The organism is Janthinobacterium goodfellowi (assembly GCF_051380695.1).
In the GTDB taxonomy this organism is placed as follows: domain Bacteria; phylum Pseudomonadota; class Gammaproteobacteria; order Burkholderiales; family Burkholderiaceae_D; genus Janthinobacterium.
On record NZ_JBNYXN010000002.1, the window covers coordinates 138,038 to 160,666 of the forward strand.

The 22,629-nt window shown below is 58.8% G+C and carries 38 protein-coding genes and 1 pseudogene; 11 read left to right on the forward strand and 28 right to left on the reverse strand.

The window, feature by feature from the left end; all coding sequences use genetic code 11:
• Positions 1–187 precede the first annotated feature (187 nt).
• The 5 genes from ACQ4WQ_RS08535 to ACQ4WQ_RS08555 are packed head-to-tail and all read right to left on the reverse strand — an operon-like array spanning position 188 to position 2,928.
• The gene (locus tag ACQ4WQ_RS08535; protein WP_436496145.1) at positions 188–1,375 is read right to left on the reverse strand and encodes a site-specific integrase; all 1,188 of its coding nucleotides are present in this window, start codon (positions 1,373–1,375) and stop codon (positions 188–190) included.
• The gene (xisR, locus tag ACQ4WQ_RS08540; protein ID WP_436496147.1) at positions 1,303–1,605 is read right to left on the reverse strand and encodes an excisionase family protein; all 303 of its coding nucleotides are present in this window, start codon (positions 1,603–1,605) and stop codon (positions 1,303–1,305) included. Before xisR ends, ACQ4WQ_RS08535 begins: the two co-directional genes overlap by 73 nt.
• Before the next feature lie 53 nt (positions 1,606–1,658).
• A complete protein-coding gene (locus ACQ4WQ_RS08545) occupies positions 1,659–1,781 on the reverse strand; it encodes a hypothetical protein (RefSeq protein ID WP_436496149.1) in 123 nt (40 codons plus the stop codon).
• On the reverse strand, positions 1,778–2,212 hold the full coding sequence (locus tag ACQ4WQ_RS08550) for a hypothetical protein (protein ID WP_436496151.1): 435 nt from the start codon (positions 2,210–2,212) through the stop codon (positions 1,778–1,780). The genes ACQ4WQ_RS08545 and ACQ4WQ_RS08550 overlap by 4 nt, the downstream gene beginning before the upstream one ends.
• The gene (locus ACQ4WQ_RS08555) at positions 2,209–2,928 is read right to left on the reverse strand and encodes a hypothetical protein (RefSeq protein WP_436496153.1); all 720 of its coding nucleotides are present in this window, start codon (positions 2,926–2,928) and stop codon (positions 2,209–2,211) included. The genes ACQ4WQ_RS08550 and ACQ4WQ_RS08555 overlap by 4 nt, the downstream gene beginning before the upstream one ends.
• Before the next feature lie 14 nt (positions 2,929–2,942).
• Between ACQ4WQ_RS08555 and ACQ4WQ_RS08560 the strand changes: the two genes are divergently transcribed.
• A complete protein-coding gene (locus tag ACQ4WQ_RS08560) occupies positions 2,943–3,599 on the forward strand; it encodes a hypothetical protein (RefSeq protein WP_436496155.1) in 657 nt (218 codons plus the stop codon).
• A 16-nt stretch (positions 3,600–3,615) separates the two neighbouring features.
• On the opposite strand, the gene ACQ4WQ_RS08565 is transcribed toward ACQ4WQ_RS08560, so the two are convergent.
• The 18 genes and pseudogenes from ACQ4WQ_RS08565 to ACQ4WQ_RS08650 all read right to left on the reverse strand — a co-directional run bounded on the left by ACQ4WQ_RS08565 (position 3,616) and on the right by ACQ4WQ_RS08650 (position 14,731).
• Complete coding sequence (locus tag ACQ4WQ_RS08565; RefSeq protein ID WP_436497373.1) at positions 3,616–4,020, reverse strand: DNA translocase FtsK; 405 nt, start codon at positions 4,018–4,020, stop codon at positions 3,616–3,618.
• 129 nt (positions 4,021–4,149) lie between these two features.
• Positions 4,150–5,073, reverse strand: a pseudogene (locus tag ACQ4WQ_RS08570) (recombination-associated protein RdgC); the annotation flags it as partial.
• Positions 5,074–5,082: 9 nt separating this feature from the next.
• A complete protein-coding gene (locus ACQ4WQ_RS08575) occupies positions 5,083–5,496 on the reverse strand; it encodes a recombination protein NinB (RefSeq protein ID WP_436496157.1) in 414 nt (137 codons plus the stop codon).
• A complete protein-coding gene (locus ACQ4WQ_RS08580; protein WP_436496159.1) occupies positions 5,493–5,759 on the reverse strand; it encodes a hypothetical protein in 267 nt (88 codons plus the stop codon). Before ACQ4WQ_RS08580 ends, ACQ4WQ_RS08575 begins: the two co-directional genes overlap by 4 nt.
• Positions 5,756–6,466, reverse strand: a complete 711-nt coding sequence (locus ACQ4WQ_RS08585; RefSeq protein ID WP_436496161.1) for a KTSC domain-containing protein — start codon at positions 6,464–6,466, stop codon at positions 5,756–5,758. Before ACQ4WQ_RS08585 ends, ACQ4WQ_RS08580 begins: the two co-directional genes overlap by 4 nt.
• A gap of 31 nt (positions 6,467–6,497) precedes the next feature.
• Positions 6,498–7,772 (reverse strand): coiled-coil domain-containing protein, encoded by a 1,275-nt coding sequence (locus ACQ4WQ_RS08590; RefSeq protein ID WP_436496163.1) that lies wholly within the window; start codon positions 7,770–7,772, stop codon positions 6,498–6,500.
• Positions 7,769–8,425 carry a lambda exonuclease family protein gene (locus ACQ4WQ_RS08595; protein ID WP_219890102.1) on the reverse strand — a complete coding sequence of 219 codons (657 nt, stop codon included), beginning with the start codon at positions 8,423–8,425 and terminating at the stop codon, positions 7,769–7,771. Before ACQ4WQ_RS08595 ends, ACQ4WQ_RS08590 begins: the two co-directional genes overlap by 4 nt.
• A complete protein-coding gene (locus tag ACQ4WQ_RS08600; protein ID WP_436496165.1) occupies positions 8,422–9,435 on the reverse strand; it encodes a hypothetical protein in 1,014 nt (337 codons plus the stop codon). Before ACQ4WQ_RS08600 ends, ACQ4WQ_RS08595 begins: the two co-directional genes overlap by 4 nt.
• The gene (locus ACQ4WQ_RS08605; RefSeq protein WP_436496167.1) at positions 9,432–9,572 is read right to left on the reverse strand and encodes a hypothetical protein; all 141 of its coding nucleotides are present in this window, start codon (positions 9,570–9,572) and stop codon (positions 9,432–9,434) included. The genes ACQ4WQ_RS08600 and ACQ4WQ_RS08605 overlap by 4 nt, the downstream gene beginning before the upstream one ends.
• Positions 9,548–9,793: a hypothetical protein gene (locus ACQ4WQ_RS08610; RefSeq protein ID WP_426070220.1), complete on the reverse strand. Its 246-nt coding sequence runs from the start codon at positions 9,791–9,793 to the stop codon at positions 9,548–9,550. Before ACQ4WQ_RS08610 ends, ACQ4WQ_RS08605 begins: the two co-directional genes overlap by 25 nt.
• Positions 9,790–9,921, reverse strand: a complete 132-nt coding sequence (locus ACQ4WQ_RS08615; protein ID WP_436496169.1) for a hypothetical protein — start codon at positions 9,919–9,921, stop codon at positions 9,790–9,792. The genes ACQ4WQ_RS08610 and ACQ4WQ_RS08615 overlap by 4 nt, the downstream gene beginning before the upstream one ends.
• Before the next feature lie 309 nt (positions 9,922–10,230).
• Entirely contained in the window at positions 10,231–10,410 is a 180-nt protein-coding gene (locus ACQ4WQ_RS08620) for a hypothetical protein (protein WP_436496171.1), read from the reverse strand.
• Positions 10,411–10,537: 127 nt separating this feature from the next.
• The gene (locus tag ACQ4WQ_RS08625) at positions 10,538–10,816 is read right to left on the reverse strand and encodes a hypothetical protein (protein WP_436496173.1); all 279 of its coding nucleotides are present in this window, start codon (positions 10,814–10,816) and stop codon (positions 10,538–10,540) included.
• 244 nt (positions 10,817–11,060) lie between these two features.
• On the reverse strand, positions 11,061–11,339 hold the full coding sequence (locus ACQ4WQ_RS08630) for a hypothetical protein (RefSeq protein WP_436496175.1): 279 nt from the start codon (positions 11,337–11,339) through the stop codon (positions 11,061–11,063).
• An 80-nt stretch (positions 11,340–11,419) separates the two neighbouring features.
• Complete coding sequence (locus ACQ4WQ_RS08635; protein ID WP_436496177.1) at positions 11,420–12,259, reverse strand: hypothetical protein; 840 nt, start codon at positions 12,257–12,259, stop codon at positions 11,420–11,422.
• A gap of 495 nt (positions 12,260–12,754) precedes the next feature.
• On the reverse strand, positions 12,755–13,156 hold the full coding sequence (locus ACQ4WQ_RS08640; RefSeq protein WP_436496179.1) for a hypothetical protein: 402 nt from the start codon (positions 13,154–13,156) through the stop codon (positions 12,755–12,757).
• Positions 13,157–13,245: 89 nt separating this feature from the next.
• On the reverse strand, positions 13,246–14,022 hold the full coding sequence (locus tag ACQ4WQ_RS08645; RefSeq protein ID WP_436496181.1) for a hypothetical protein: 777 nt from the start codon (positions 14,020–14,022) through the stop codon (positions 13,246–13,248).
• Entirely contained in the window at positions 13,967–14,731 is a 765-nt protein-coding gene (locus ACQ4WQ_RS08650; protein WP_436496183.1) for a S24 family peptidase, read from the reverse strand. The genes ACQ4WQ_RS08645 and ACQ4WQ_RS08650 overlap by 56 nt, the downstream gene beginning before the upstream one ends.
• Positions 14,732–14,811: 80 nt before the next feature.
• On the opposite strand from ACQ4WQ_RS08650, the gene ACQ4WQ_RS08655 reads away from it, so the two are divergent.
• From ACQ4WQ_RS08655 to ACQ4WQ_RS08665, 3 genes are read left to right on the forward strand one after another with little or no spacing between them, the layout of a single operon-like run.
• Complete coding sequence (locus ACQ4WQ_RS08655; protein ID WP_436496185.1) at positions 14,812–15,168, forward strand: transcriptional regulator; 357 nt, start codon at positions 14,812–14,814, stop codon at positions 15,166–15,168.
• Positions 15,165–15,299 (forward strand): hypothetical protein, encoded by a 135-nt coding sequence (locus ACQ4WQ_RS08660; RefSeq protein WP_436496187.1) that lies wholly within the window; start codon positions 15,165–15,167, stop codon positions 15,297–15,299. The genes ACQ4WQ_RS08655 and ACQ4WQ_RS08660 overlap by 4 nt, the downstream gene beginning before the upstream one ends.
• Positions 15,296–15,691 carry a hypothetical protein gene (locus tag ACQ4WQ_RS08665; RefSeq protein ID WP_436496189.1) on the forward strand — a complete coding sequence of 132 codons (396 nt, stop codon included), beginning with the start codon at positions 15,296–15,298 and terminating at the stop codon, positions 15,689–15,691. The genes ACQ4WQ_RS08660 and ACQ4WQ_RS08665 overlap by 4 nt, the downstream gene beginning before the upstream one ends.
• Here ACQ4WQ_RS08665 and ACQ4WQ_RS08670 read toward each other — a convergent pair.
• Positions 15,627–15,893 carry a hypothetical protein gene (locus ACQ4WQ_RS08670; protein WP_436496191.1) on the reverse strand — a complete coding sequence of 89 codons (267 nt, stop codon included), beginning with the start codon at positions 15,891–15,893 and terminating at the stop codon, positions 15,627–15,629. The genes ACQ4WQ_RS08665 and ACQ4WQ_RS08670 overlap by 65 nt on opposite strands.
• A 114-nt stretch (positions 15,894–16,007) precedes the next feature.
• Here ACQ4WQ_RS08670 and ACQ4WQ_RS08675 point away from each other — a divergent pair, with 114 nt between their 5' ends.
• The 3 genes from ACQ4WQ_RS08675 (at position 16,008) to ACQ4WQ_RS08685 (ending at position 16,871) form a co-directional block, all read left to right on the forward strand.
• Positions 16,008–16,298: a hypothetical protein gene (locus ACQ4WQ_RS08675; protein WP_436496193.1), complete on the forward strand. Its 291-nt coding sequence runs from the start codon at positions 16,008–16,010 to the stop codon at positions 16,296–16,298.
• A 17-nt stretch (positions 16,299–16,315) separates the two neighbouring features.
• Positions 16,316–16,531, forward strand: coding sequence for a hypothetical protein (locus ACQ4WQ_RS08680; protein ID WP_436496195.1), 216 nt, complete (start codon positions 16,316–16,318; stop codon positions 16,529–16,531).
• 76 nt (positions 16,532–16,607) lie between these two features.
• Complete coding sequence (locus ACQ4WQ_RS08685; RefSeq protein ID WP_436496197.1) at positions 16,608–16,871, forward strand: helix-turn-helix domain-containing protein; 264 nt, start codon at positions 16,608–16,610, stop codon at positions 16,869–16,871.
• Between the two features lie 325 nt (positions 16,872–17,196).
• Here ACQ4WQ_RS08685 and ACQ4WQ_RS08690 read toward each other — a convergent pair whose 3' ends face one another.
• Positions 17,197–17,475: a hypothetical protein gene (locus tag ACQ4WQ_RS08690; protein WP_436496199.1), complete on the reverse strand. Its 279-nt coding sequence runs from the start codon at positions 17,473–17,475 to the stop codon at positions 17,197–17,199.
• A 158-nt stretch (positions 17,476–17,633) separates the two neighbouring features.
• Between ACQ4WQ_RS08690 and ACQ4WQ_RS08695 the strand changes: the two genes are divergently transcribed.
• The gene (locus ACQ4WQ_RS08695; protein ID WP_436496201.1) at positions 17,634–17,984 is read left to right on the forward strand and encodes a helix-turn-helix domain-containing protein; all 351 of its coding nucleotides are present in this window, start codon (positions 17,634–17,636) and stop codon (positions 17,982–17,984) included.
• A gap of 11 nt (positions 17,985–17,995) precedes the next feature.
• On the opposite strand, the gene ACQ4WQ_RS08700 is transcribed toward ACQ4WQ_RS08695, so the two are convergent.
• Positions 17,996–18,244 (reverse strand): hypothetical protein, encoded by a 249-nt coding sequence (locus ACQ4WQ_RS08700; RefSeq protein WP_436496203.1) that lies wholly within the window; start codon positions 18,242–18,244, stop codon positions 17,996–17,998.
• Between the two features lie 32 nt (positions 18,245–18,276).
• Here ACQ4WQ_RS08700 and ACQ4WQ_RS08705 point away from each other — a divergent pair, with 32 nt between their 5' ends.
• On the forward strand, positions 18,277–20,286 hold the full coding sequence (locus ACQ4WQ_RS08705) for a DNA cytosine methyltransferase (protein ID WP_436496205.1): 2,010 nt from the start codon (positions 18,277–18,279) through the stop codon (positions 20,284–20,286).
• 5 nt (positions 20,287–20,291) lie between these two features.
• On the opposite strand, the gene ACQ4WQ_RS08710 is transcribed toward ACQ4WQ_RS08705, so the two are convergent.
• Positions 20,292–20,927: a hypothetical protein gene (locus ACQ4WQ_RS08710; RefSeq protein WP_436496206.1), complete on the reverse strand. Its 636-nt coding sequence runs from the start codon at positions 20,925–20,927 to the stop codon at positions 20,292–20,294.
• A gap of 29 nt (positions 20,928–20,956) precedes the next feature.
• Here ACQ4WQ_RS08710 and ACQ4WQ_RS08715 point away from each other — a divergent pair, with 29 nt between their 5' ends.
• A complete protein-coding gene (locus ACQ4WQ_RS08715) occupies positions 20,957–21,382 on the forward strand; it encodes a hypothetical protein (protein ID WP_436496208.1) in 426 nt (141 codons plus the stop codon).
• A gap of 2 nt (positions 21,383–21,384) precedes the next feature.
• Positions 21,385–21,945: a hypothetical protein gene (locus tag ACQ4WQ_RS08720; protein WP_436496210.1), complete on the forward strand. Its 561-nt coding sequence runs from the start codon at positions 21,385–21,387 to the stop codon at positions 21,943–21,945.
• A 56-nt stretch (positions 21,946–22,001) separates the two neighbouring features.
• Here the strand turns inward: ACQ4WQ_RS08720 and ACQ4WQ_RS08725 are convergent, their stop codons facing one another.
• On the reverse strand, positions 22,002–22,625 hold the full coding sequence (locus ACQ4WQ_RS08725; RefSeq protein ID WP_436496212.1) for a hypothetical protein: 624 nt from the start codon (positions 22,623–22,625) through the stop codon (positions 22,002–22,004).
• Positions 22,626–22,629: the final 4 nt, after the last annotated feature.

Consider the following 22,629-nt stretch of genomic DNA (forward strand, 5'->3'; position numbering starts at 1 on the left):
ACAGCATATGATCTGCCTGCCTGTCCGCTCATGCCTGCGGCAACGCCGCTGGAGCAGTGGAAGTTTGCCGAAGTTCAAGACAAAGTTCCTGGATTTCTGTATAACTTGCTTCGTTCGGACTATAGCTAGGATTCATGCGGGTTACAGACTGGCTCATGTTTCCGTGGGCGAAACGTGGGCGAAAATATCAAGCAGTCCCTTCCTTCAACCCATCCGCCATCTTGAGGTAAAGGTCAGGCAAAACGCCGCCTTCCTGCTCCAGCCAACGCCCATAGGTCCGGGTGATCATGGTCGTATCCGTATGCCCCATCTGCTTTGCCACGTACATCGGGTTTGCCCCTGTAGATAAAAGTGTTGAGGCGAAGGTATGCCGCGTTTGATACGGATTCCTGTACCGCACCTTACCCTTCTTTATCATCTGAGCCCAGAACAGGCTCAAGCGCTGTGTGTTGTCCCAGCCTTCACCTGTGGCCGGATCTTGAAACACCAGTCCACCGGCAAGAAAGCTATGTTGTTTTTGTGCAACCAACGCCTCTACGGCGCCGCGGCGAAGCTCTACCAAGCGACGGCCCGCGCGCGTCTTCAGTTCCTCTCGTGATATCCCCATCACACGCGACCTCTCGACCTTGGCCTTGAACCCCGTCCAGTCGATGGAATCCCAACGTAGTGCTATATATTCGCTCGGGCGCATGCCAGTGTAAAACGCGAACTGAAATACGTTTCGCGCCTGGCCTTGCGCCGAACCCAAAATGGCCGCGATTTCCTGCGCACTGAATGGATCGACTTCATACTCAGCTTTGTAGGCATCTCGATCCAAAGTTTTCTGCAGTCGCACCCTATCCAGCGGATTGACATCGATCAGGTCGTCATTTATCGCAAGCTCCAGGGCGCCACGTAAGGGTATTAAAACTTGGCGTGTAGAGGCCGCTTTGATTCCCATGCCCGATATCCAGGCGCGGAGCGCGGCCGGTGAAAGCTCGCTGAGCATCGTATCCCCCCACTGAGGCAACAGACGGGTTGTCAGAATGCCCCGGTAGCTTTTGAGTGTGCTGGGGGCCAGAATGCGCTCATAGATTTCAAATTGCTGCCTCAGTAGGTCTCCTACCGTCACACTGTGTTGGCGCGACTGCAAGCCGAACTTCTTCAACTGCGTCGAATCGGGGAAGTACTTGGTATAGCTGAAATTTCCCATCGCAATGGCGTTCAGGATCTCGCCGCGCAGCCGTTCGGCGTATTTGATGTTTGCTTTGCTGTGCGCGAGCTTCAGTGTTTCCCGGCACTCGGTGCCCCGGTACATAAATTTTATGCGGATCGATTCGCTTTGGACGCCCGACCGGAGTTCGACGCCTGGCGGGCTGGACTTGATTGTTCCCATTTTGCTACCCATTCCTCTACTGCCGGCAAATTAATCCACAGCCGGCCATCCACAATTTTGCATTGATTGCCATCGAGCCACTTGCCAGCCTTGCGGCGGGCTTGCACGGAATCGACGGAATCACCTGATATTTCGACGTAGCGCTCCAGCTTCACCCAAGTCAGGGGCTGGTGCGCACGCTCAATTGCGGCAACCATCCTGGCCACTACGTCGTGCTCGCTCATGTTCATGGTGCGCTCCAGGCTACCGGTGTCGCTTCAATTTTCTTTTCCATATTCACCTTTCAGGTTGTCGCGGCCAGGACGCCCGCCAGGGTCGCCGCCACGTAAATCAGGATCAGGACCGCCGCCAAGCGCGCGGCGCCGGGGCTGCGTTCGCTGTTCGGTACTTCGTCGTTGTCGGTCATGGCACCACCTTTGCTGCTCGCCCACCGCGCCACTGCCAGCCTGGCGCAATCTGGTTGTGCCGCCACATCCCCATGCGCTGGCTGGTGGTCATGCGCGGCCACGGCTTGCCGCCGCTTTCCCATTCCGGTCCTTCCCAGTAATCTGACGGCAAGCGGGCGTGGTCGTAATGGCGCTCCCAGCCGGTGCGGGAATCATGACCATCCCACTCGCCATCGAAGTCTTGCCAGGAAACCTCTGGAATCGAGCCGATGCGCTGCCACAAGCTGTATTCGGCGGGTCGGTGCTGACGCAGCCATTTGCCGCGTTTCCACGAAAATGGCTCATCGGTGACGCCTGGCTCGCTCGACGGCCTGTATTTCGTCGTGTTGCCATGGCTGCGCAGCAACTGCACGGCGCGCTTGGCCTGCTTCTTGTAGATGCGCGGGTTCATGGTGCAACTCGCTTGAAGGTGATGGCCCAGCACCACGGATTGGCTTCCCAATCGCCGCCGGTCGATTCCCAAAGGTCGCGCCAGGCCGTGCGCTCGGTTGCGCGCCCACAGGCGCCAGATCCTTTGCACACGATGTCGTAGCGGTCCTGCGCTTCGGCCAGCGCATCCATGTCGATGCCTTCGGCCACAATGTCGGCGTCGCTGATGTCCTGCAGGCGCTCGACGCGCACCGATTGGATCGCCAGCAGGATCCGACAGGCCGCGCGAGGCATAAAGATGGCTGGGCGTCTGTGCCAGCCTGGCATCGCGCCGCCGCGCCCGGTTACCAGTGGCAGGTCCGGTGAATCGGCGTCGTACTGGTACGTGCGGTCGCATTCGGCCGTCATGTCGATGAAGTGCCATTCGTCTCGCCCCTTCTTCTCGCTGTAGCGCGTGACCCAGCGGCCGTAGGCGAAGAAGGTTTCGCGTACCCAGAGGCGATCTCCGTGCGCACCGTGCGGGCACGCATCCCCGGCCATGCCATGGGCGCCTGGCGCACGCGTATCCGCAACGCTTACCATGGACTGGAATGCGTCGCAGGGCCACTGGTAGTCGCCTGGGCGGTGCGGGCTGGGCTCCGGCTGCGGCTTCATAACCCGCCGCGTTTGCGTCTTGCTGCCGTCGAGCAGGGCGCGCACCATGGCGCCGTTCATGAGGATAGGGCGATCTTTGCTCATGCTAATATTGCTCCATGAATAAAATTACTCGAAAGCAAGGCGCGGCCTTTCTGCTGCTGGTAGTGACTGGCGTCTTGCTGGTCTTCGGCTTGGTCTTCGCGATTGATAAAAAAGGCATAGAGTCCGCAGAAGCGGCCGCGTGGGTGCAAGCTGCAGCTTCCGTTGGAACAATCATTGCTGCGGTCTGGATCATGCATGCTCAGCACAATAGAGCGGAGTTGGCGCAGGCGAAGCAGGTAACGACCGAAAAAGCCAATGTGATTGCCGCCATTGCGTTTTTCGCGGTCGAGGTTCAGGGGCTGCTGAGGGCTGCAAACGGAGTAATCAACGATGCTCGGATCCCCAGAGATAGGGCTCAGGTGATAGTAAGCCGCCTGCACTCCGCGCTTGCTGCGGTTGCCGACATACCAATTTGGAAGAGTCCACTCGATGAAACTGCTGAAATGCGCATAATTCTTGCCGCCTGCCGCAATGTAGTGGCAGGTATCGAAGCGGCTGATGCTGCTGACCAAATATTGCAGCAAAGCGTGGGGCGTCTTGGGCTGCTTCCCACTTACGCGGTTGGCAACCTCCCAGCTTTGTTCAGCGAAAGCGCCACTTCCATATCCGATTCGCTTGCATTTCTTGATCGGAGATATTTGGCGATCGCGGGTGAGCCGCTCCGAATTTAAATTGAAAATTTCCATCTTAGGCGCTCACATGGCGGTTGCCATTCGACTGCATGACAGAGACTACGCTTTGCGCCTCCATGGCTTCCAGCAGATTACTCGCCCGGTTGTAGCCGATCCGCAGGTGGCGCTGCACCAACGAGATCGACGCGCGCTGGTGCGTGCGTACCACCTCGACGGCCTGGTCGTACAGCGGGTCGCTCGCGCTGCCGTCGCCGGGCGGCACGGCGCCTGCCGCTTCGCCGTTCAGCGACAGCACCGGGCGCTGTTCGCGCACGGGCTCGTGGCCCTTGGCTGGCCGTGGGCTTGGTTCCATGATCTCAATGGCGGCTACCAGCAGCAGGTCGGCGGATCGCGAGCCGCCTGGCAGCTCCTTGGCCAGCGTCAACGCCGATTTAATCGCGCCCTCGGCGGTTTCCGCCATGTGTTCGCGCACGCGGGCAACGGCCGGCTGCACGGTGCTGTCATACAGCTCTTTGAGCACATCGCGGTAACGGGCGCGAAGCTTGTACAGATCGGCAGTCAAGTTCACGGCGCGTTCGATCTTCTGCTGGCCGGCAACAGCCGGGCCCGCTGCTTGCGCCTCCATGTCGGCCTCGCCGCCCAGCGCCTCGACCAGGTCGGTCAGCATCTTGGCCAGCTCGCCCGTCATCAGCGCAAAATCGCTGTCGAAGCGCTCGTCGTCGTTGCGCGTGGCGCCTTCCTTGATAATTTCCATAGGCTTCACTGACTTGATGGCCAGCGACTCGTCCAGCACGAAGCTGATCTTGTCGCTCCAGGTCATGGCCAGGCGTGTGCACTGCTTGCCGGCGGCGATGTGGCGGCGGATATCGTCGGCCTCCAGGGTGTGGCGCTTGTAGGCCACCTGGGCCTTGCTTTCGCCCGTGGCGCGCATGATCGCGTCCTGGTCGACCGTGAAGCCTGCCGGGGATTCGTCCACCTGCAGCCATTCCGTCATCGCGCCCACTGGCGAGCGCTGCACACGCAGGCTTTCCAGCGGCAGCTTATCGACGGATTTCAGCAGCAGCTTGACCACCTCGTCAGCCTTGGCCGGGCTGGCCGCATCCACCACCAGCCAACCGTTGATCGGGTCAATCCACACGGCCGTGGTGCTGAGGATGGCGAACGCGCGCGGCAGGAGCTCGTCGGTGACGCGCTCCTTCAGTTCCTTCATGGCCTTCTTGCCGGGCGCGAAGCCTTGGGCTTCTTCCATTTCCAGCGCGCGGGCGGCGGCCACCTGGTTGATCACGGTCGACGGCAACAGCTTCCTCTCGGTTTTCAGCTGCAGCAGGAATTGGCCGTTGACAGCGTGCACCAGCGGCGCGCCGGTGCCGCGCGGCGCGGCCCAGCCCTGGCGCACCAGGTCCATGCTGGTGGCGGGCGTGAACTGCTGCTGCGCAAGCGCCTGCTCGAGTACTGCGGCCGTCATGGACCAAGCGGCGGGCAAGCGGTAAATCTGCAAATTCTTGAAAAACATGGCGCTTCCTTATTCTGAGAACACGACGCCGCGCGCGGCACCGAAGGCATACAAAAATTCAATGAACTGCGCGGCTTCCTTCACGTAGAAGTCGCTGGTCTGGACGCCCAACTGCACGATGCGGCGCCCGTCGAAGCTGGGTGTCACGCGCCCGTCGTGGTGCAGCGGCGTGCCGGCCAGGCGCATTTCGTCGGCAAACTCGTCCACCAGCAGCCGCTTCATGTCATCCGCATCCCACTTGCGCCCGATGTGCTCGACCTGCTTGGCGATCTCGCCGATCATGGCGTGGTACTTTTCTTCCTGGGCCCGCTTTTTCTTCGGCTCGGAAAACACCACCATCCAGCCGGGCGGCGCGATCTTGGCAAATTCAACCGCTCGGCGCCGTGCCTCGTCGTGTACGAGGAAGTAGGTTTGCTTCGTCATGGCGGCGATACTGCGGCCGTGCTGGCCGGCGCGAGCAGCGTCACGCGTTCCAAGTCATAGCAGCCGCTGATGCCATCCAGCCAGATGACTGCGGTGTGGCCGCTGAGCACCTGCGCTTCGCTGGTCGTGACCGTCTTGCGGACCTCTCCACTGTCCAGCTTGACGCTGACGGCGGCGCCGACCTGGTGCGCAGCGTTGAATTTGTCACATGCGGCCTGGAGCTTTGCGGTAGCCTGTGCTTGGCGTTCGGCGCGGGTGGTCATGCTGCACCGCCCAGGTCAGCCACGTCGATCACGATGCCGCGGCAATACGGCTCGCCGTCTTCCACGATTTCGAACGTGGCGTGCGGCACGTCGGTGCGGTAAGTCCAGCTGTAGCCGTCCTCCTTGCACCACAGGGCATCCACGGCGCGCACCTGCGGCGCCCTGGCGAAATAATCCTTGAGCGCATCGTCGTCGTGCTGGATATCCTCGCGGAATGGCAGCAAGCCCTTGGCGTCGAGCAGAGCGATGGTCGGCGCGCCGCGCTCGTCGTCCACGAAGCCGCGAAACTCCATCAGGTCGTCGCTGGCGCCGAAGATCACGATCAGGCCGGCGGCCTTGGCCTGCTGCTCCTCTTCTTTGGCCATTTCGCTGCCGTATTTGCGGCCCGTCAGCAGGCCGGCCAGCAGTTCCTTGCTCAGCTTGACCGGCGCCAGCTCGACGGTCGGCGTGCCCGTGTTCGTGTACGGGTGCTTGTCGGCGTGCGGCTTGATGTGCGCGTAGAAGTGCTTGCCGATGGATTCGGCGCCGGCGAAGGCCGCATACTCGGCGGCCGTGACGTTGGCGTAGTGGTAGACGTCCGCTGGCGCACCCTTGCGGAAGAACTGCACGGCCAGGGTTTCTGTAGCCGGGCAGTGGCCGATAGCCGCGATCTGCGAGGACTGGATGGTTTGTAGGGTGATTTGTGGTGCTGCGACTGCTGTATTCATTAGTTTCTCCAGGTGGTGGGCGGGGCGGTGTTTATGCTGCTTCGGCGACTAGGCCGGCACGCGCGGCGGCAAAGTCGAACTTGGCCAGGCGATCGATGGCCTCGGCCGCCGTCAGGCCGAACTGGTCATACATCACATCGAGGATGTCGCTGTCGGATGGGTAGAGGTCATCGGCAGCGGCGTCGAGGAGGTCAGGTGCTGGCGCTGGGCGGATCGGGGCCGGCGGGATGGGCGCAGGTGTGCGGCGCATGCCGATGGGGGCAGTTGGCGTGAGCGCCGCAACTTGGGCGGCGGGCGGCTCGGCAGCGCGCGCTACGGCGAGCTGCGCGGCCTGCTCGGCTTGCGCAGCATCATTGGCCAGGCGGTCGGCTTCGACCTGGGCCAGCCGTTTGGCTTCGGCTGCAGCAGCCTGCATATCCAGCAGTTCCTGGCGCTGGCGTGCGATTTCCGCTTGCTCCAGCCGGTTCTGCTCTGCTTGGGCGTCTGCCTGCTTTTTCAATTCAGCGGCATGGGCCTCGCGTTGGCGCAGCGCCTCGGCTTCCTGCTCGGCGACCAGCGCCGCGCGGCGGTCGTCTTCAGCCTGGCGCTGGGCAGCGATGCGGTCAGCTTCCACTTGGGCGATGCGCCGGGCCTCGGCAGCCGCTTCGCGCAGTTGCGCCAACTCGGCGCGCTCGGCGGCAATGCGGGCGGCTTCTTCTTCGTTCGCCACGGCTGCGGCATGCAGGCTGGCCAGCTTGGCGCTCACTTCGGCAACGACCTTGGCAGCATCCTTCTCGAATTCGGCAAAGCGCTCCTTATCCACGACGATGGCAGCCACGGTAGCTGCGGCCGCCTGAATATCGGCAGCGCACTTGCCCACCAGTTCCAGCGGCGCATCATGGATTGCCGCAATATCAGCCTGGATCGCAGTAATGCGTTCGCGCTCCTTCGCAATCGCAGCTTGCTTTTCGGCCTCGACCTTGGTGTCGTAAGCGTCGCGCAGCTCGAACACGCGATTTTCTTCTGGCGTGATCAGCGCAATCAGGTCTTTTTCCTTTGCAATCACCGCCTTACTGAAGTCTGTCGCGTCTTTGCGTGCGGCCTCGCCGACGGCCTTGATGCCGGTGCGCAGTTTCAGCAGGTTCATGCCGATGCGGTGCGCCTGCTCGCGGCCGGCGGGATCGATGACGGCGGTGATATCGGTCGAGGCGGCAACCTGTTCCTTGATTTTTGCCTCGTAGTCCACGGCGCCCAGCGCGACGGCCGCGCGCTGCGGCAAGGTGAGGGCGGTGGTGGCCGGCGTGGCCTGGGTGGTTTCGGTGATCATGCTGCCTCCTTGAGTTTGAAAAGAATTTCGCGATCCGATACGCGGCGCGCGAAAGCGGCCAGGTCCAGCACCATTGCGTCAATAAAGTTGTCGTCGCGCATCACGCGCTTGATGTACAGGTCGCTACCGGCGTTGGCCAAGTCGGGCACGTACATGATGAAATCGCACCACTTGCGAGCCGTGATCCACATGCCGCCCTGCATTTGGTGCATGTATTCGGTCAGGTCGCCTGTCTCCAGGATCTCGACGATCTTCACGCTGTCGATTGGCGCCTTGATCTCGATCAGGCCTTCATTACCCACAAACCCGTCCGTCGAATAGCCGAACAAGCCGTCGTCCGTCAGCACGAGGCCCGCCTCGGTAACCATGGATTCGGTGCGCGCCTCGTACGCCATGCGTGCCAGGCGCTCCATTTCGTGGCCGCGATCCAGCACCCAGGCCTTGACTGGTGCACCGTACGGCTTGCCGCTGATGCGCTCGATGGCCAGGTCTGCGGCGTATTTGTCCGAGGCGATGGAAGGATCGCCGGCCTTGCGCTTGCCAGAAGTGCGCGACAGGGTGGACACTGCATCGACGAAGCAAGAGGCCGTCACGACGCCGGCGCGGGCCTGGTGCCATTCCGGCGTGCCTTGGGCGCAGGTAATGAATCTCATGCTGCCCCTCCTGCTTTCTGAGCGCGCGCCATCAGGCCGTCGTAGTGAGCGGCGAGCATGTTCTGCGTGGTTTTCGACAGGCTGGCCCAGCTTGCGGCGAAAACCTCGGCGCCATCGTCGGCGAGCACTTCCATATCGGCGAGTATTTCGGCCGCTGCAGAGGAGAGCGGTTGAGGTGCTGGTTTCTCTGCCTTTGGCGCCGGCTGTGCGGCAGTGAGTGCCTTGCCGCGTTCCGTCACTGCCGCCTTGAAGGCGTTCGACGCAACGGCGTCCTTGGCCTCGTTGATCGCTTTGACGCCAGCCTTCCATACGGCTGCCAGATCATCAGCGGTTGGCGCAGCATTGGCCTTGGCCACCCACTCAAGCGCCAAGGGTGACATTGCTGGGTCGCCGGCATCCTGGACGCGCAATTCTTCCGGCAAGTCTTCGATGTCCTGCGTAAAAATGTCGGATGCTGCTGTGACGTTTAATGTCATGGCGATCATGGCGCGCTTGCACGCCATTTTCAGAACCGTATTTGAAAGGTCGGCTGCTTCCGTGCGCACTTGCACCTTCTTTTCAACGTTGCCTTTATATTTTGCGAACTTCAGGCGGCGCATCGTTTCAGGAGTCAGATCGAATTCCTCGGCGCATACTGCGGCGCGCCACTTGTATTTCTCCTCGGCGGAAGAGCATTCACCGACGCCTTCGCCCAACATGATGTCGGATACCTGATGCTGGCCGATGCAAGTAACGCGGAAGCGTGCAACCAAGTCGGTGCTGAGATCGAGGATGCGATAGATCGGGGCGATGCGGAAGGTCACGCACAGCACTTCTGCGCCTGGCTTGTACAGAGTCGGCTTCGGCGTGCCGGGGATCGTCCCGTAGTGGGTGTTGAGCTTCATGATCCCGCGCATCACCTCCTGGACCAGGTTGACGCGCTCGCGAATCTCGGCCAGCGAGTAGCGGTGCACTTCGGCGGCAATCAGGCCGGCGCTTTCGCGGCGCGGCATTTCGATTACTTCGTTCATGACTTTTTCCTTGTGAGTTTTATAATTTCCGACTTCAACAGCGCAAGGCGGATGGCGTAGACGATGGCGTGGCCGGCATGCCAGTTGCGCAGGGCCTGGCTTGCCACGTCAATCACGGCTTGGCTGACGACGTCCACTGCGCCTCCCGGTGGGCGCGGCCCAGGCGCTGCACGCGCGCGGCGGATGCGTCAAGGTCGATCAGTGCTTCGATCTGCGCGGTGATCAGTTCCTTGCGCATTTCTTCGAGTCCGGCCAGCTCGCGGCGCACGCCGGCCAGGCGCATCTTGTTCATGCGGTGCTGGTGCTGCGCCTGGTAGTGGCGGTGGGCGGCCAGCAGTCGGTGGAAGAGGGCGATCATGGCCGCACCATTGCCGTGACGCCCAGGGCGCCGCCGTCGTAGGCAGCATCGATCAGCGCGCCCAAGTTGCCGATGGCGGCGAAGCTTTGCACCGTGCTGGCAGTGCGGATGGTGATGATGTAGCTCATGTCCTGCTCCTCTGGTTATGATCTGGCGCCCCGGTAGGGAATCGAACCCTGCTGATGTCGGCCGCACTGTCCGACGCCACAGCCACTACGGGGCGGTATGTTGACGACCCGGAAAAATCCGTCGGGCGTGTGATTCCTGCGGCTGGTGGGCCGCCAACAAAGCAAGGGGCTGGTCACAAACCCAGCTGCTTCAAGGCCGGCCGTCGCTTTTGCAGCGCGACGATCGAGGCGAAGTTCACGCCCGTCCCTTGCTTTGTTGGCCGCCGGTTACGCCGGCGAAACGGGCCAGGGCGACTGGCCGGGGCGAAATTAGGCTGCCGACACCTGCGAAGGGCGGAACTTGGCAGATGCAGTCGAGCCGTCCAGCAGCACTTCCAGGAAGTCGCCACGGGCGCCGGGGTGCGTCTTCACGAACTTGCCCGGGCGCGGCAGCGGCTCGGTTTTCGTGCCCTTCACATTCACCTTCTGATCTTTTTTGAAATTCGACATGCTGTATTTCCTTCAAGGTTGGTTGTGGCGCCGGGCTTCCCCGGGCGCCGGATCCTCACGAAGATCAATCGGGGCATGCTGATCCCACAGGGCATTTATCCGGCCCGCCGGCCTGTCCCGCCTTGAACTACGGCGCGGGCGACCGCTGCTCTTGTTTGGCCAGCTCGACCAGATGGCCGAGCTCTTTGCCGTAGAAGGTGCTGCAGGGAGAGGCCATACGTGCATCCGTCAGGGCCATGGCATGCGCCACACTTTTGTTGCGGGCACGGACCTTGTTGCGGTATGTGCCGTCCGTGAAGCGAATCGTCACGTCGAAGTGAAAGCGCGGGGCCGGCGCTGTGGCGGTAGCCTGGTGCTGTGCCAGCTCGGCATGCAGCAGGGCTGCGTCGTGGTCGCGGGCGCTCATGACGATCAGCCGCGCGCTGGGATTGCGATTGCCGGGATCACTTCGCCGTGGGCGACGAGGACCGCTTCGAGTGCTGCGAGCTCTGCTGGGGACATGTCGTACTCCTGTGTTTGCTTTCGACGAGTGAATAATAGCAAAGCTATTTTATCAATGCAATAGCATTGCTAGTAAAAATGCGAAATTTCAACCACTGGGGAGTAATCGACGAAAAAAAGCCCCGAATCGTCGAGGCTGGTATATTTGCTTAGAAGGGTAGTTCGGGTGGCGGTGGGCGCCGGTGGGCCTGCCATTCGATTTCGTCAGCGTTGATCTGACTGATCAGCGGAGTGATATCGAACGCGGCGTAGTTGCGCGAGAAGCCGCCGACGCGTGGCGCCAGCAGCAAAATAGGCAGGGTAGGGAAGAATAGCTGCGCATGCGCCAGCGCGGCCGGGCCGGTGGACGGCCAAGTGTGCTCGAGCTCGACCTGGACCACAGCCAGCTGGACTTGCTTAATCTTGATGATGGCGGCGCATACCTGCATTAGTGCATCGAGGGAAAGCACGAGGGAGATAGGATAGGGTTTCTCTTACCACGAAAAAGCAGAGATACAGCGGTAAAATTTTATGATTTCTTGATTGTTCGAAAAATCATGATCGGGGTAATTCCAAACCGGTCTGCTGGGCGTCCGAATATGCTTTTCAAGCCAAATAGAATTGCCCTCATGGATTCCTCCATTTCAGTAGGGATATTTGGTACAGATGGCACTTCCGTTGGGTCATTTGGTAACGCGTCAAGGATTGCTAATACATGCCACTCACCAGATAGATCACTACCATGCTTGAACGCGAGATCTTCGGGATTTAATAGCATGCATTCTGGCTTGAGGGTGAACCAAGAGTCGCAGGAGTCGGTTGCCAAGCTTCCCTGCAAAGAATGAGGTAGTTTCGAAACCACTGCCGCGATGCCGTCGTATTCGGCCTTCTTTGCTGCCTTCGCTTTCTTACGCTGAGCTTCATTAACTATGTGAAGTGTCTCTTGGGTAGAAAGCATCTCACCCATGACTGGCCAAAGTTCGCGAAGCAATCTAATGTCAAAAAGGGAAATTGCCCCTTTTGCCAGCACTAAGGAACCAATTCTCGAACTGTCTATGTCCGAGTTTATGAAGCCAGCATTGTACAGTGCATCTAATGTTTCTTGAGGACGCGAAAATGCAGAGTCAATTTGAATTTCCTGCCATTCTTCGGTGGTTCTTTCCCCAGCCACCTTGCCGCCAATAATTGGAGTTTTAAGCTGTAAGTCGGAACCTTGTTTACCGATTTCTTTAGCGGTTGTTTTTAGGTTGGTAACCAAACCGTTTTTCGATAACTGCGCATAATAATGCGACAGGCGTAAATTATCAATATAAACGTAGTCACAAAGGTATTCTTCGCTTGGTGATTCTTGATCCACTGTCGATTGCATTGCGCACTCTTTCTTGTTGTTCTGAAACTCCCTTTCTTTGCGCGCGCAAGTCATCAGCTATGTACGAAAAAGTTTCAGCCGTGTCCGTTTTGAGGCGTTTTTTCGCTTCAAGCATGCGTTTCATCGACTGTGTAATTTTTTCTGACATGTCACGAGTATAGCGCGGAAAGCCGAAAATTCAACGGTCGCTACGGGACGCGAACCTCGAATTTATCAAGGACGGGGAGAACCGGGTTGGCTTTGGGGTCAACTAAACGCAAAGCGTTTCCATGATTATAACTAATGTTGCATCGCTGAATTCTAACGAATTGTTGCATTACTTAACCAAGCGTACTCCAGAATTTGGAGACGCAATCCCCACCAGCCTGCCCTTGCGGTAGAACATGATCTCTCGCGCGGCACCACTCAGGCACGCATCCATATCCGCATAGGTCGTGACCATCTGCAGGCGCTTCGCCTCGGGCTACTTTTCGATGGTGAATGCCATCTTGGTTGCTAATTTTGAATCGTTGTCAAAAATCCATCTTCAAAATACAGGTAGTTTCGGCCACCATAAACCCATTGCTCGCGCGTTCCGCGTGCGGTGGTTGTCCTGTTGATGCTATCAGGACGCCCCCAGCCGACGGTCCTAACTTCCTCAGCGGACATCCCAATGAAAACACCGCCCGTAGCAGATTTGGTTTTTCTCTTCTTCTCTTTCGCCACACCTTTCGACGGGATCGCATCAGAAACTGCGGAAACATGACCTTCGTCGGCATTGATGACTGTACATTTATCGATAGGGACTGACTGGCTAGAATTGTATTGATGTCCAGTTGAGTCAACGCACTTCCACGTGGCTGCGCAGGCGGTTGCAATGGGTAGGACCATCAGTCCGATCAATAACGTAATCTTCATTTGTGCAAATTTAGGTAGTGAATGCCAGCTTTTCGCTAGCGTATTTTGGCAAAATTACAATGTGTAAATCCATGCAATTATCACGCGCTTCATCGCGCAACCATATCGAGTCGATCGTGATGCTGATCTGCGGTGATTTCGGCGCACCTGGTGCGGATCGAGTGCAGGATGGCCGGTCCGACTCCCTTAATAGCAAACAACTGTACGTCCGCCGTGCCTGCAATTACTTTTGGTGAAGTCAGGCCCAGTGCTCGCATCACCTCAGCTGCCGTGTCCGGCAACCTGCCAATAGTGTCGAGGAAGCGGGGGAAGAAATAGTCGCAGATATCGCTAACTCCGTGAAAACGATTATTTACGTAGCCCGCCCACTGAGGCTTACTCACCTCGTCTCGAAGCCACTCCATGCGATCATCGATAGAATTTGCTGACTCCACAATCTCGCGCACTGCGATCAGAAATCTTAAGTAACCGCCGCCATCGGCTGGAATTGGGCCGATGGCTGACGTCATCTGGTTTAGGGCTAACTCGTCGAAACCGATGCCAAGCTCGCGGAAGCTGCGGGCCTGAGCAATCCAAATGCCCTCCCACATTTCGCGGGCAATCTGCGGCGGATCATTTGGCAGATCGGAAAACAGCTCGCCATGTCGCAACAACACTCGTAGAGGAGTGCGTAGCTGCATCGTAGCGCAGAATTTAAGACCGGAAATTATGTCGTTATTTGGGTGCGCGCGCGTCTCATGAACTTCTGCAGCACTACCGGCTACCGGAGCCACACTCGCTGTTTTGAACGCAAATCGCCATACCTTCACGCTAGAGTCGATCCTTGAAGTTCCTTGGCTCGAAACGGACAACGCGACCGATGACATTGCAATCTCCAGTCCTGCATGGCTCATGCTGAAATTCGGGATTTTCAGAGGTCAGATACCACTCGCGGCGATCATATCGAAGCCGCTTGACCACCGATTCCCCCTTGAAGTTCAAGGCAAAGACGCCGCCGCTCACACGGCTTTTGTCTTTAATATTTACTACTGCGACATCGCCCGCATACATCATCGGTACCATGCTGTCGCCCTTGATCTTCACGGCGCGCAGTTGATCCGGAGAGAGGTCATTCTCTTCGAGCCACTGGCGCGGGACGTGCAAGTGGCCCCCGTCCTCGTAAAGATGATCCGTTTCAAAACCTGTGATCCCTGCCCGCAGATGCTCAGGAACCATGCGGATAGCGACCATTGGTGGTGCCATATCGTCGTCACCAGTTACAAGCCTCGCATCCGGGACTTCGGCCGGGGAGGCAAGCGAACTGGTATGCGAAGCGGCTGATGTGATCTCGCTTGCGATTGTTGGACTTATTTCTTCGACGGTAACGCCCAGGCCACGGGCAAAGGCAGTTACGGCCTTGATGTTGAGCGGGCGGCGTGCCGCCACATATTGCCACACCATGCCCTGCGAGCCGATGTCATATTGGGCACCAAATTCAGCCTGTGAGATTTTCGGCTCGCGCGCATCGAAGAGCGCCTTGAGGCGCCGCGCGTCTTCTACCTGCCAATCTTCTAGTGCCTTGGGTTCTTTTTTCATTTGCGAAGTATAGCGATGCTATTTAAGAGCGCAACGAGCTATGCTATTGACATTAATACTAGCAATGCTATTATTGCGGCATGGACCTCAAAAACTACCTCATCGAGTCAGACACGAAGAAGGCTGAATTCGCTCGTGCGATCAATGTTTCCGCAGCGCTTTTGCACCAGTGGATAGAAGGCATCCGTCCGGTCGCGATCCAGCATTGTCCAACCATCGAAAAGCAGACCTGCGGCAAAGTGACACGCAAAGAGCTTCGTCCCGATGACTGGCACAAGATCTGGCCAGAACTGGCTACTGCGCTCACGCCCCACCGCGCCACAGATCCCGATCCAGCGCCAGGCCACGCCGGCCGCCAGCTTCCCACCACCAACGCCATCTTCGACACGGTTCCTGCACGCGCCGCCGTCGGCATCGACGTGGGTGCGAAGCCATGATCCCTCTGATCCCAATTTCCCCGCCGCGCCCGGCGGAAGACTTCGTGCGCATCCCGCTGCTCGAACCGCGCCAGCTGCCGGCTGGCGTGCCGTTCGATGAATGCCTCAAACAATTAAGGGAGCCAGCATGAGCACCTCGACAAAGAAAAAAGTGGCTCGGCCTGCGGCGAGTCCAAGCTACCGCGCCATTCAACTGGCCATCCTGGCCGAGTTACGCGTGCACACGGCGTTGCTTACGACACTTTGCCAGCACCGGGATGACGCAGTTGCTTTGCGAGACTTTTCGGAACCGCAACGCCCGACCGCTATCACTCCAACTGCCGCGAGCCCGTCCGCCGACCCGTTCGCGCCAACCTTCGAAGTGACGCCCAGCGCTGGCGGCTACACGGCAATCATCGCAATGCGCGAGAGCTCCGTGGTGTACCTCGTCAATGCGACCGGCCCGCGTTCGAATGCCGTCAAAGTTTCAGCGGCTGGACTGTTGCCGATTTTGGTTGCGCCAGTGATTGAGATTTCACAGTGATCGTCAGCACTGTGGCAATCACCGCTTTTCCAGGAGCGAAGTCGACACCCCATTCACGTTCGACCACCGTCCCTTTGACTGCGAGGCCGTGGATTAAGCCAGTTATTTTGTCGCCAACAGCCGGCGCAGGCACGTCTTTAGGCCAAAGCACCGGTGCGTTCGCATCCAGAGCGAGCTTTACCACATAGGTTTCGTTTTCCATGGAGGTTGCCTTTCTTGTTAATTGATACATGGGAATAGAAATTTAACACGTTGGCAACTTCTACCTACTTTTGCTGTACCCAAACCCTGTAACACCGACCACCAGGAGAAAACCATGAAACAGAAGCAAAAACGTACCGCGCTCGTCAAAGGCTACATCACCGACGAGAACAAGGATGCCTTGCAAGCTGCATGTACTGCAATGCGCAAGACCGTCAGCGACGTGCTGAACGAATGCACGATCGTGATCATCCGCAATCACCTGGACGCCAGGCCGAAACGGAATGATACGCCGCCGTTTTCCAGCGGCACTAGGCCCAAATCAGTAAATAACAGGGCCCAGGTTTTGCCGACGCCGCGCCCGTGCTTTGGCGTCGTCCCGCGCGTCGTGCGGATGCGGGTTTAACGGCATGGAGGCAGCTATTGAATAGAGCAGCTGAGGTCACGGCCGAGGAAAAGGAGCTGGTTTTCCAGCGTTCGATGATTTACCGCCAGGCCGAGAAAGACCTGCAGGGCGCCAAGGACGGGGAGGGGGAGAGCGCGGCGAAGGCCGCGCACAAGGAAGCGCGCCAGAAATGGCGCGATGCCACCGACAGGGTGGCGAAGAAGTACGAGGTGCCGCGGCGCTTGCCGCCATAACGAACCCGCACCCTACAACTACAGCATCGCATGGCCGGAATCGGCCACTTTAATCACCATCAATTAGGAATATGACATGACGCAAACAAATGCAATTAAGCCGTACCGCTCACTGGACGACGCCCATGGCAATAACGAATTGCTCGACATGCTGCTGGCTAAGGGCCCGAAAAACGACGCAGCTCTGGCCCGCGCGCTGGAAGTGGTGCCGCCAGTGATTTCCAAGATTCGCCACGGCCGCCTGCCTATCGGCGCCTCGCTGTTGATCCGCATGCACGAGGTGCTCGACGTGTCGATCCGCGAACTCAAACGCATCGCGCGCGCCGAGGTGGCGGCTTGACCTGGACGACATTGCGGCCGGCGCCCGGCGCAAGTACGGCGCAGGGCGAGCAGGGCGGTGACGCCCAGCACGAGCCGCCCGATGGCGCGTTGCCAGTCGACCCCGGTCACGTCCGGACGCGCCAGCACTACGAAGCAATGCTCGAAGAGCAGCGTGTCGGCCAATAAAAAAGCCCGCTTGCGTGCGGGCTTTCCTTGAAACCTTATTTCCGGAAGAAATTATGTGTGAATTGTACACCAGTAGCTCGCTTGTAAACACGATAGGCATAACTGAGAGTTTTCAGGTTGTACTGGCCACTGTATCTAATGAAGTAGGGGGGCCAGAACTAGTCGCCGTTGGCAGTTTGCTGTTCAGTGACAGCCAAAAAACTCTCCAAGTCCCCATTTTGAAATACTTCATAGCAGTAGGACTCTGCTTCGATGATAGCTGCGCGCGCGGTCTTGAACGCGGTCGGCGTATAGATAATCTTTGGCGGGGAAAAATTCTCCCCGGTGTCTTCGCGGCCAAATATGTAAATTTGACCTCTGTGTCGGTTATCAATTTCTTGAATTGCATCCACGTGATAGGTAAAGCCATTCACGATATGCATATTAATGGTATTCATCTCTCCCTTTCTAGGTCGAAATTTGAGTTTAGCAGGTTCTGTAGCAATAGTAAGAGTGTAGCGGGGACCGCTTTGAATAAGGTCAACCGTACATTTGATGTAGATCAAGAGAGCGTCAATGCTGGGATTTTGGCAGCCCCAATGATCGGAGGCCAAGCATGACGGTCGGCACTCGGAATCCGGTAAACGCTGATCGGGCCGTCGATATCTTGGCTACGGTCAAGCGCTGCGGCGCCGCGACCATCATCGATATTGCCGACGATCTTGCCTTGCACCGTGAAACGGTTCGCAAGCGTCTGGCCGTGCTGGTTGCCAGTGGCAAGCTGATCCTCATCCAGGCCGCCGCGACTCACTCGCGCGCCCTGTGCGGCATGCCCGATTTGGACGACCAGGCCGAATTCGACCTGTATCGCAACCGCAGCAGCAACTGGCCGCGCGGCCAGCACGGCCGTGATTGCATGGTTGCGACTTTATTCGGCGCGCCAGCTGCGGAGGTGACGCCATGCTGAAAGAGCAATCTTTACATTTTATCGGCGAACCATTGAGCGTCGATCCAATCCTTTGCAACCTGCAACGCATATTCACGCGCAGCTTTCTCCGTTTCTGGAGGTTGCAACTCGTCGCGAACTCCGGAGAACGACTGCACTTTGGCAAGCGGTGCTCGCGAAATTGTGAAGGTTCCTGTGATCTTGCCCAAGTTGCCCCGAGTGGTGAGCTGTTGCGCCCAGACTTCGATGTCACAACCGCGGTATTTGTAGCTTTCGCGCATCACGATCTCCAAGTTGAGAAAGGAATCTTAGCATGAAGCGCGACGCCTTCACCTTGTCGCTCGACTTGGGCAGCGAACTGATCATCGACAACTTCGCCGGAGGCGGCGGGACCAGTACTGGCCTAGAGCAGGCATTCGGCCGCCCGGTCGATATCGCGATCAACCACGACCCCGAAGCGCTGGCCATGCACGCCGCGAACCACCCTTACACCACGCACCTGTGCGAAAGCGTGTGGGACGTCGACCCGATCAAGGTGACGAACAACCGCCCTGTGGGCCTGGTCTGGCTGTCGCCCGACTGCAAGCATTTTTCCAAGGCCAAGGGCGGCAAGCCCGTCGAAAAGCGCATCCGTGGCCTGGCCTGGGTGACGTTGCGCTGGGCTGCCAAGTGCAAGCCGCGCGTCATCATGCTGGAAAACGTCGAGGAATTCAAAACGTGGGGCCCACTGCTGGTCGAGGCCGACGGCAGCGCCAAGCCGGACCCGGCCAAGAAAGGCAAGACCTTCGACAGTTTCATCCGCCAGCTGCGCGCGCACGGCTACACCGTCGATTACCGCGAAATGCGCGGCTGCGATCACGACACGCCCACAATCCGCAAGCGCTTCTTCCTGGTGGCGCGCCGCGACGGCATCGCCATCAAGTGGCCAGAGCCGACGCATGGCGCGCCCGACAGTATCGGCGTGCGCGCCGGCAAGCTGCTGCCGTACCGCACGGCGGCCGAGTGCATCGACTTCAGCCTGCCGTGCCCGTCGATCTTCGAGCGCGACAAGCCGCTGGCGCCGGCCACGCTGCGCCGCATCGCCAAGGGCATCATGCGGTATGTGGTCGATGCCCCTGAACCGTTCATCGTCGGGGCTGGCGGCCCGGCCCGCGCAGGTGAGCCGCGCCCGACTGCACGCCCATTCGGCACGCTGCTGGCACGCAACGACAGCTATTTCTGCGCGCCGACCATCGTCCCGGTCACGCACCAGGGCGGCGACCGCACCGAATCCATCGGCGAACCGTTCCGCACCATCACTGGCGCCCACCGTGGCGAGAAGGCGCTGGGCGTGGCCACGCTGGTACAGGTGGGCTACGGGGAGCGCGAGGGCCAGGCGCCACGCGCGCTGGATATTGAAAAGCCACTGGGCACGGTGGTGGGCGCGGCCGCGAAGCATGCGCTGGTCGAGGCCGAGCTTGCTCCGTTCGTCATGACCAATACCACCGGTCATCCTGGCGCGGGCGCTGATATGCCGGTGCCGACTATCACCGCCGCGGGCAATCAGGCGGTAGCCACGGCTTTCCTGGCCAAGCACTACACCGGCGTTGTGGGTTCCGACTTGGCCGATCCTATCGGCACGGTCACCGCATGCGACCACCACAGCCTGGTGACCGCTTTCTTGACGGAGCATGCCAACGCGAGCACCCAGCGCGTGATGCCGGCCGACGCGCCGCTGCGCACTATCTGCGCACAGGTAACGGGCGGACACTTCTCGATGGTGTCGGCGCACATCACCAAGTTCCGCACCGGCGCCACGGGCAGCGACATGAACGCGCCGCTGCCGACGATCACGGCCGGGCCAAAGGAAAACCCAGCAGGCGCGCCGCATGCACTGGGTATCGTCACCAGCAACCTGGTCAAATTGCGAGGCACCAGCACGGCGGCCGGTACCGATGAGCCACTGGGCACGGTCAGCGCCGGCGGCCAGCACCACGCCGAGGTGCGCGCTTTCCTGCTGAGCTATTACGGCACGGACCAGGCGCCGGAGATCGACGGGCCGCTGGCCACCGTTACAAGCCGGGACCGCTTCGGCCTGGTGACGATCCACGGCCAGGATTATCAGATCGTGGATATCGGCCTGCGCATGCTGCAGCCGCGCGAGCTGTTCCGAGCCCAAGGCTTTCCCGACGATTACATCATCGGCGATGACCCGGCCCAGGGCCTGAAACTGACGAAGAGCGCCCAAGTGCGCATGTGCGGCAATTCGGTCTGCCCGCCCATGGCCAAGGCGCTAATCCTCGCCAACTTCGCGCATGAGCGCGAGATTGCGAGGGTAGCGTGAAACTGTTAATCACCAGACAAATGGATTGCTGTCCGTGCCGCGTCACATTGCTGAATGGCGACGTCCAAGTTAGAGGCGGTTCCGGTCATGAGGTGCACGGCCTTTTCAGCAAAGATTTTTCTTTTTTCGGATGTACTAAGCGACGAGTCTCGTCCGGCCATGTCCAGAATTTTAGTGAACGATTTTATTTGGTCGGCCGATTCGGCCAACAGTGCGGCAAAATTTTTGGAGAGCGGCGCCAATGGAATGAGGTCTTCAATTGTCCAAAGTTCGATGCCCTGCATGTCCCTCAAGCAAGCGAGTATCGGATCCGGGCCTCTATCAACTTGAGCGTCGATTTGGAGCGATCTAATAAGTTTGCCAATCGCGCCACTTGCATGAGCAAGCTGAAGCAGAAAACTAGCAGCATGAAGTCTCGCTCGGGTTATCTCATCACGATGACGCCGCCTACTCTCGCTTGTTGCAAGCCAGATTGTCCCAATCAGCGTGCCTACGGTGCCAAGTGCACCAGACCATGTGCCTTTATCTCCAGGCTGCAGTTTCGGCCAAATGCAGATCGTGTATGCGAAAAATATGAGCAATCCGGAAATAAGTACAAAGGTAACTACTTTACTGGCGTGCTTGTTAGCGAGTTTCCACATGAATTGCCCTATCAAAAGGAAATGTTAGTATGATCGCCAGTCCCGCCCAAATTACTCGCCATCACTTGGCAAACCAAGCCGCACCCGCATATTCGCTGATCCGCAAGGTCTGCGCCTGCGGCAAGGCCAGCACGGCTAAGCAGCTGACCCAGAATGGCAAATGCGCCGCATGTGCGCTGGCCGCCGTGCGTGCCGCAATCATGCCCGGCGACTTCGCCAAGTTGCAACACATGCTGGGCGCGGTGCAGGGCAAGCCGAAGAATCGTTGGGGCTGGCGCAATTATTTTGCCGCCGGTAGTGGCCAGCAACACGAGGCCATGCAGCGCTTAGTGGCCGCTGGTCTTGCGACGGCCGGCCGCGCTTGCGGCGACATGATCTATTTCTACGCTACCCGCCTGGGTTGCAAGGCTGCTGGCCTCGACGCCGCTGGCATCAAGCGCGCGATGGAGGATTGACCATGCCTGTTAAAACTTCAATTGCAGCCGTCTTCCATGGTGGTCGGCGCCGCTGGCTGTCGCTTGATGCGGCATGCCGCGCCGATGCCAAGCAGATCATCAAACAGGGGGGCGACGATGACAGTGACCAGGAATACATGGCTTCGGTGGCTCGTCTCGCTGCAGTTGCTCGCGCCGAATTTGCGCTCCTGCCCGCGCAATCCCCGGCGCCGCCTGAGCAGCTCGCTCTGGCGGCGTGTCAGGAGCTTGTCGCGGCCACGGCCGAGGTCAAGCGCCTGTCGCGCCTGATTGGCGAAGGCCTGAGTGCATGCCCGATAGCCCGCGATGATAGCGAATGCGGCCCGAAAGGCCCAATTACGCATCTGTCGCTGGCCTACGCATCGGAAACCGTCGACAACGATCACGGCTATGGCGGCACGCACAAGGAATGGAACAGTCAGCATCTGCTGGACGATTGCCCATATTGCATGGCCGCTCACAACTCGATCCAGGAGCGCAAGGTCGCTCGCAAACGCTTGGGCGCGGCGCGCAGGGCGGTGACGATGATTGGGAAATCGTCATGAGCCAATTCAATATTTTTGATGCCGGCGCGCTCCGTCCACCTATGGAATTGATTCATTCAGTATCTGAAGACAGCATCGCTACTAAAGTCTTTCCCTATCACGGTAAGGGAGGTGGCTGCTTTGTGGAGAATATTAATAGCAACTTGAACATCACTCATTATTTGTGGAGTGGTTTTCTCCGAAATGGATATGCCAGTAAGTTGCTTGCTCGCAAACAATATTTGCGATTGAAATGCGGCTATGAGCTGAGCTTTACTTCTGTCAAATTCAAGCAAAGCCACAAGTTCATTAGTGCTCCAATAGTCCAGTGCGGAGAGCTCATCACCCAAGGCTTTCCATTTTTGAGGCATTCTCTGGATAAGGCCTTCCACCTGTGGAATTCGAGCTTGATATTCTTCAAGTGTATTACTGATTCTAAGCGCTGCAAGTGCAGTTTGAATCATCGGGAACTGCATTTTAGCTATGACAATTCTGGCGGCACTGAGGGCGTGTTCCCTCCTTCTGCGGTTTTCAGAGGTTGCCAGCCAAATCGTTCCTATCAAAGTACCAACGGTGCCAATCGCGGCAATCCAATATGCCCACTCAGCAACGCCCATTTTGCACCAAGGTATGCCGTTGTATCCACCCAAGCCGATTGCTGCCGCGATAACCAGGATCGCCCATTTGCTATACCAAGCCATACTT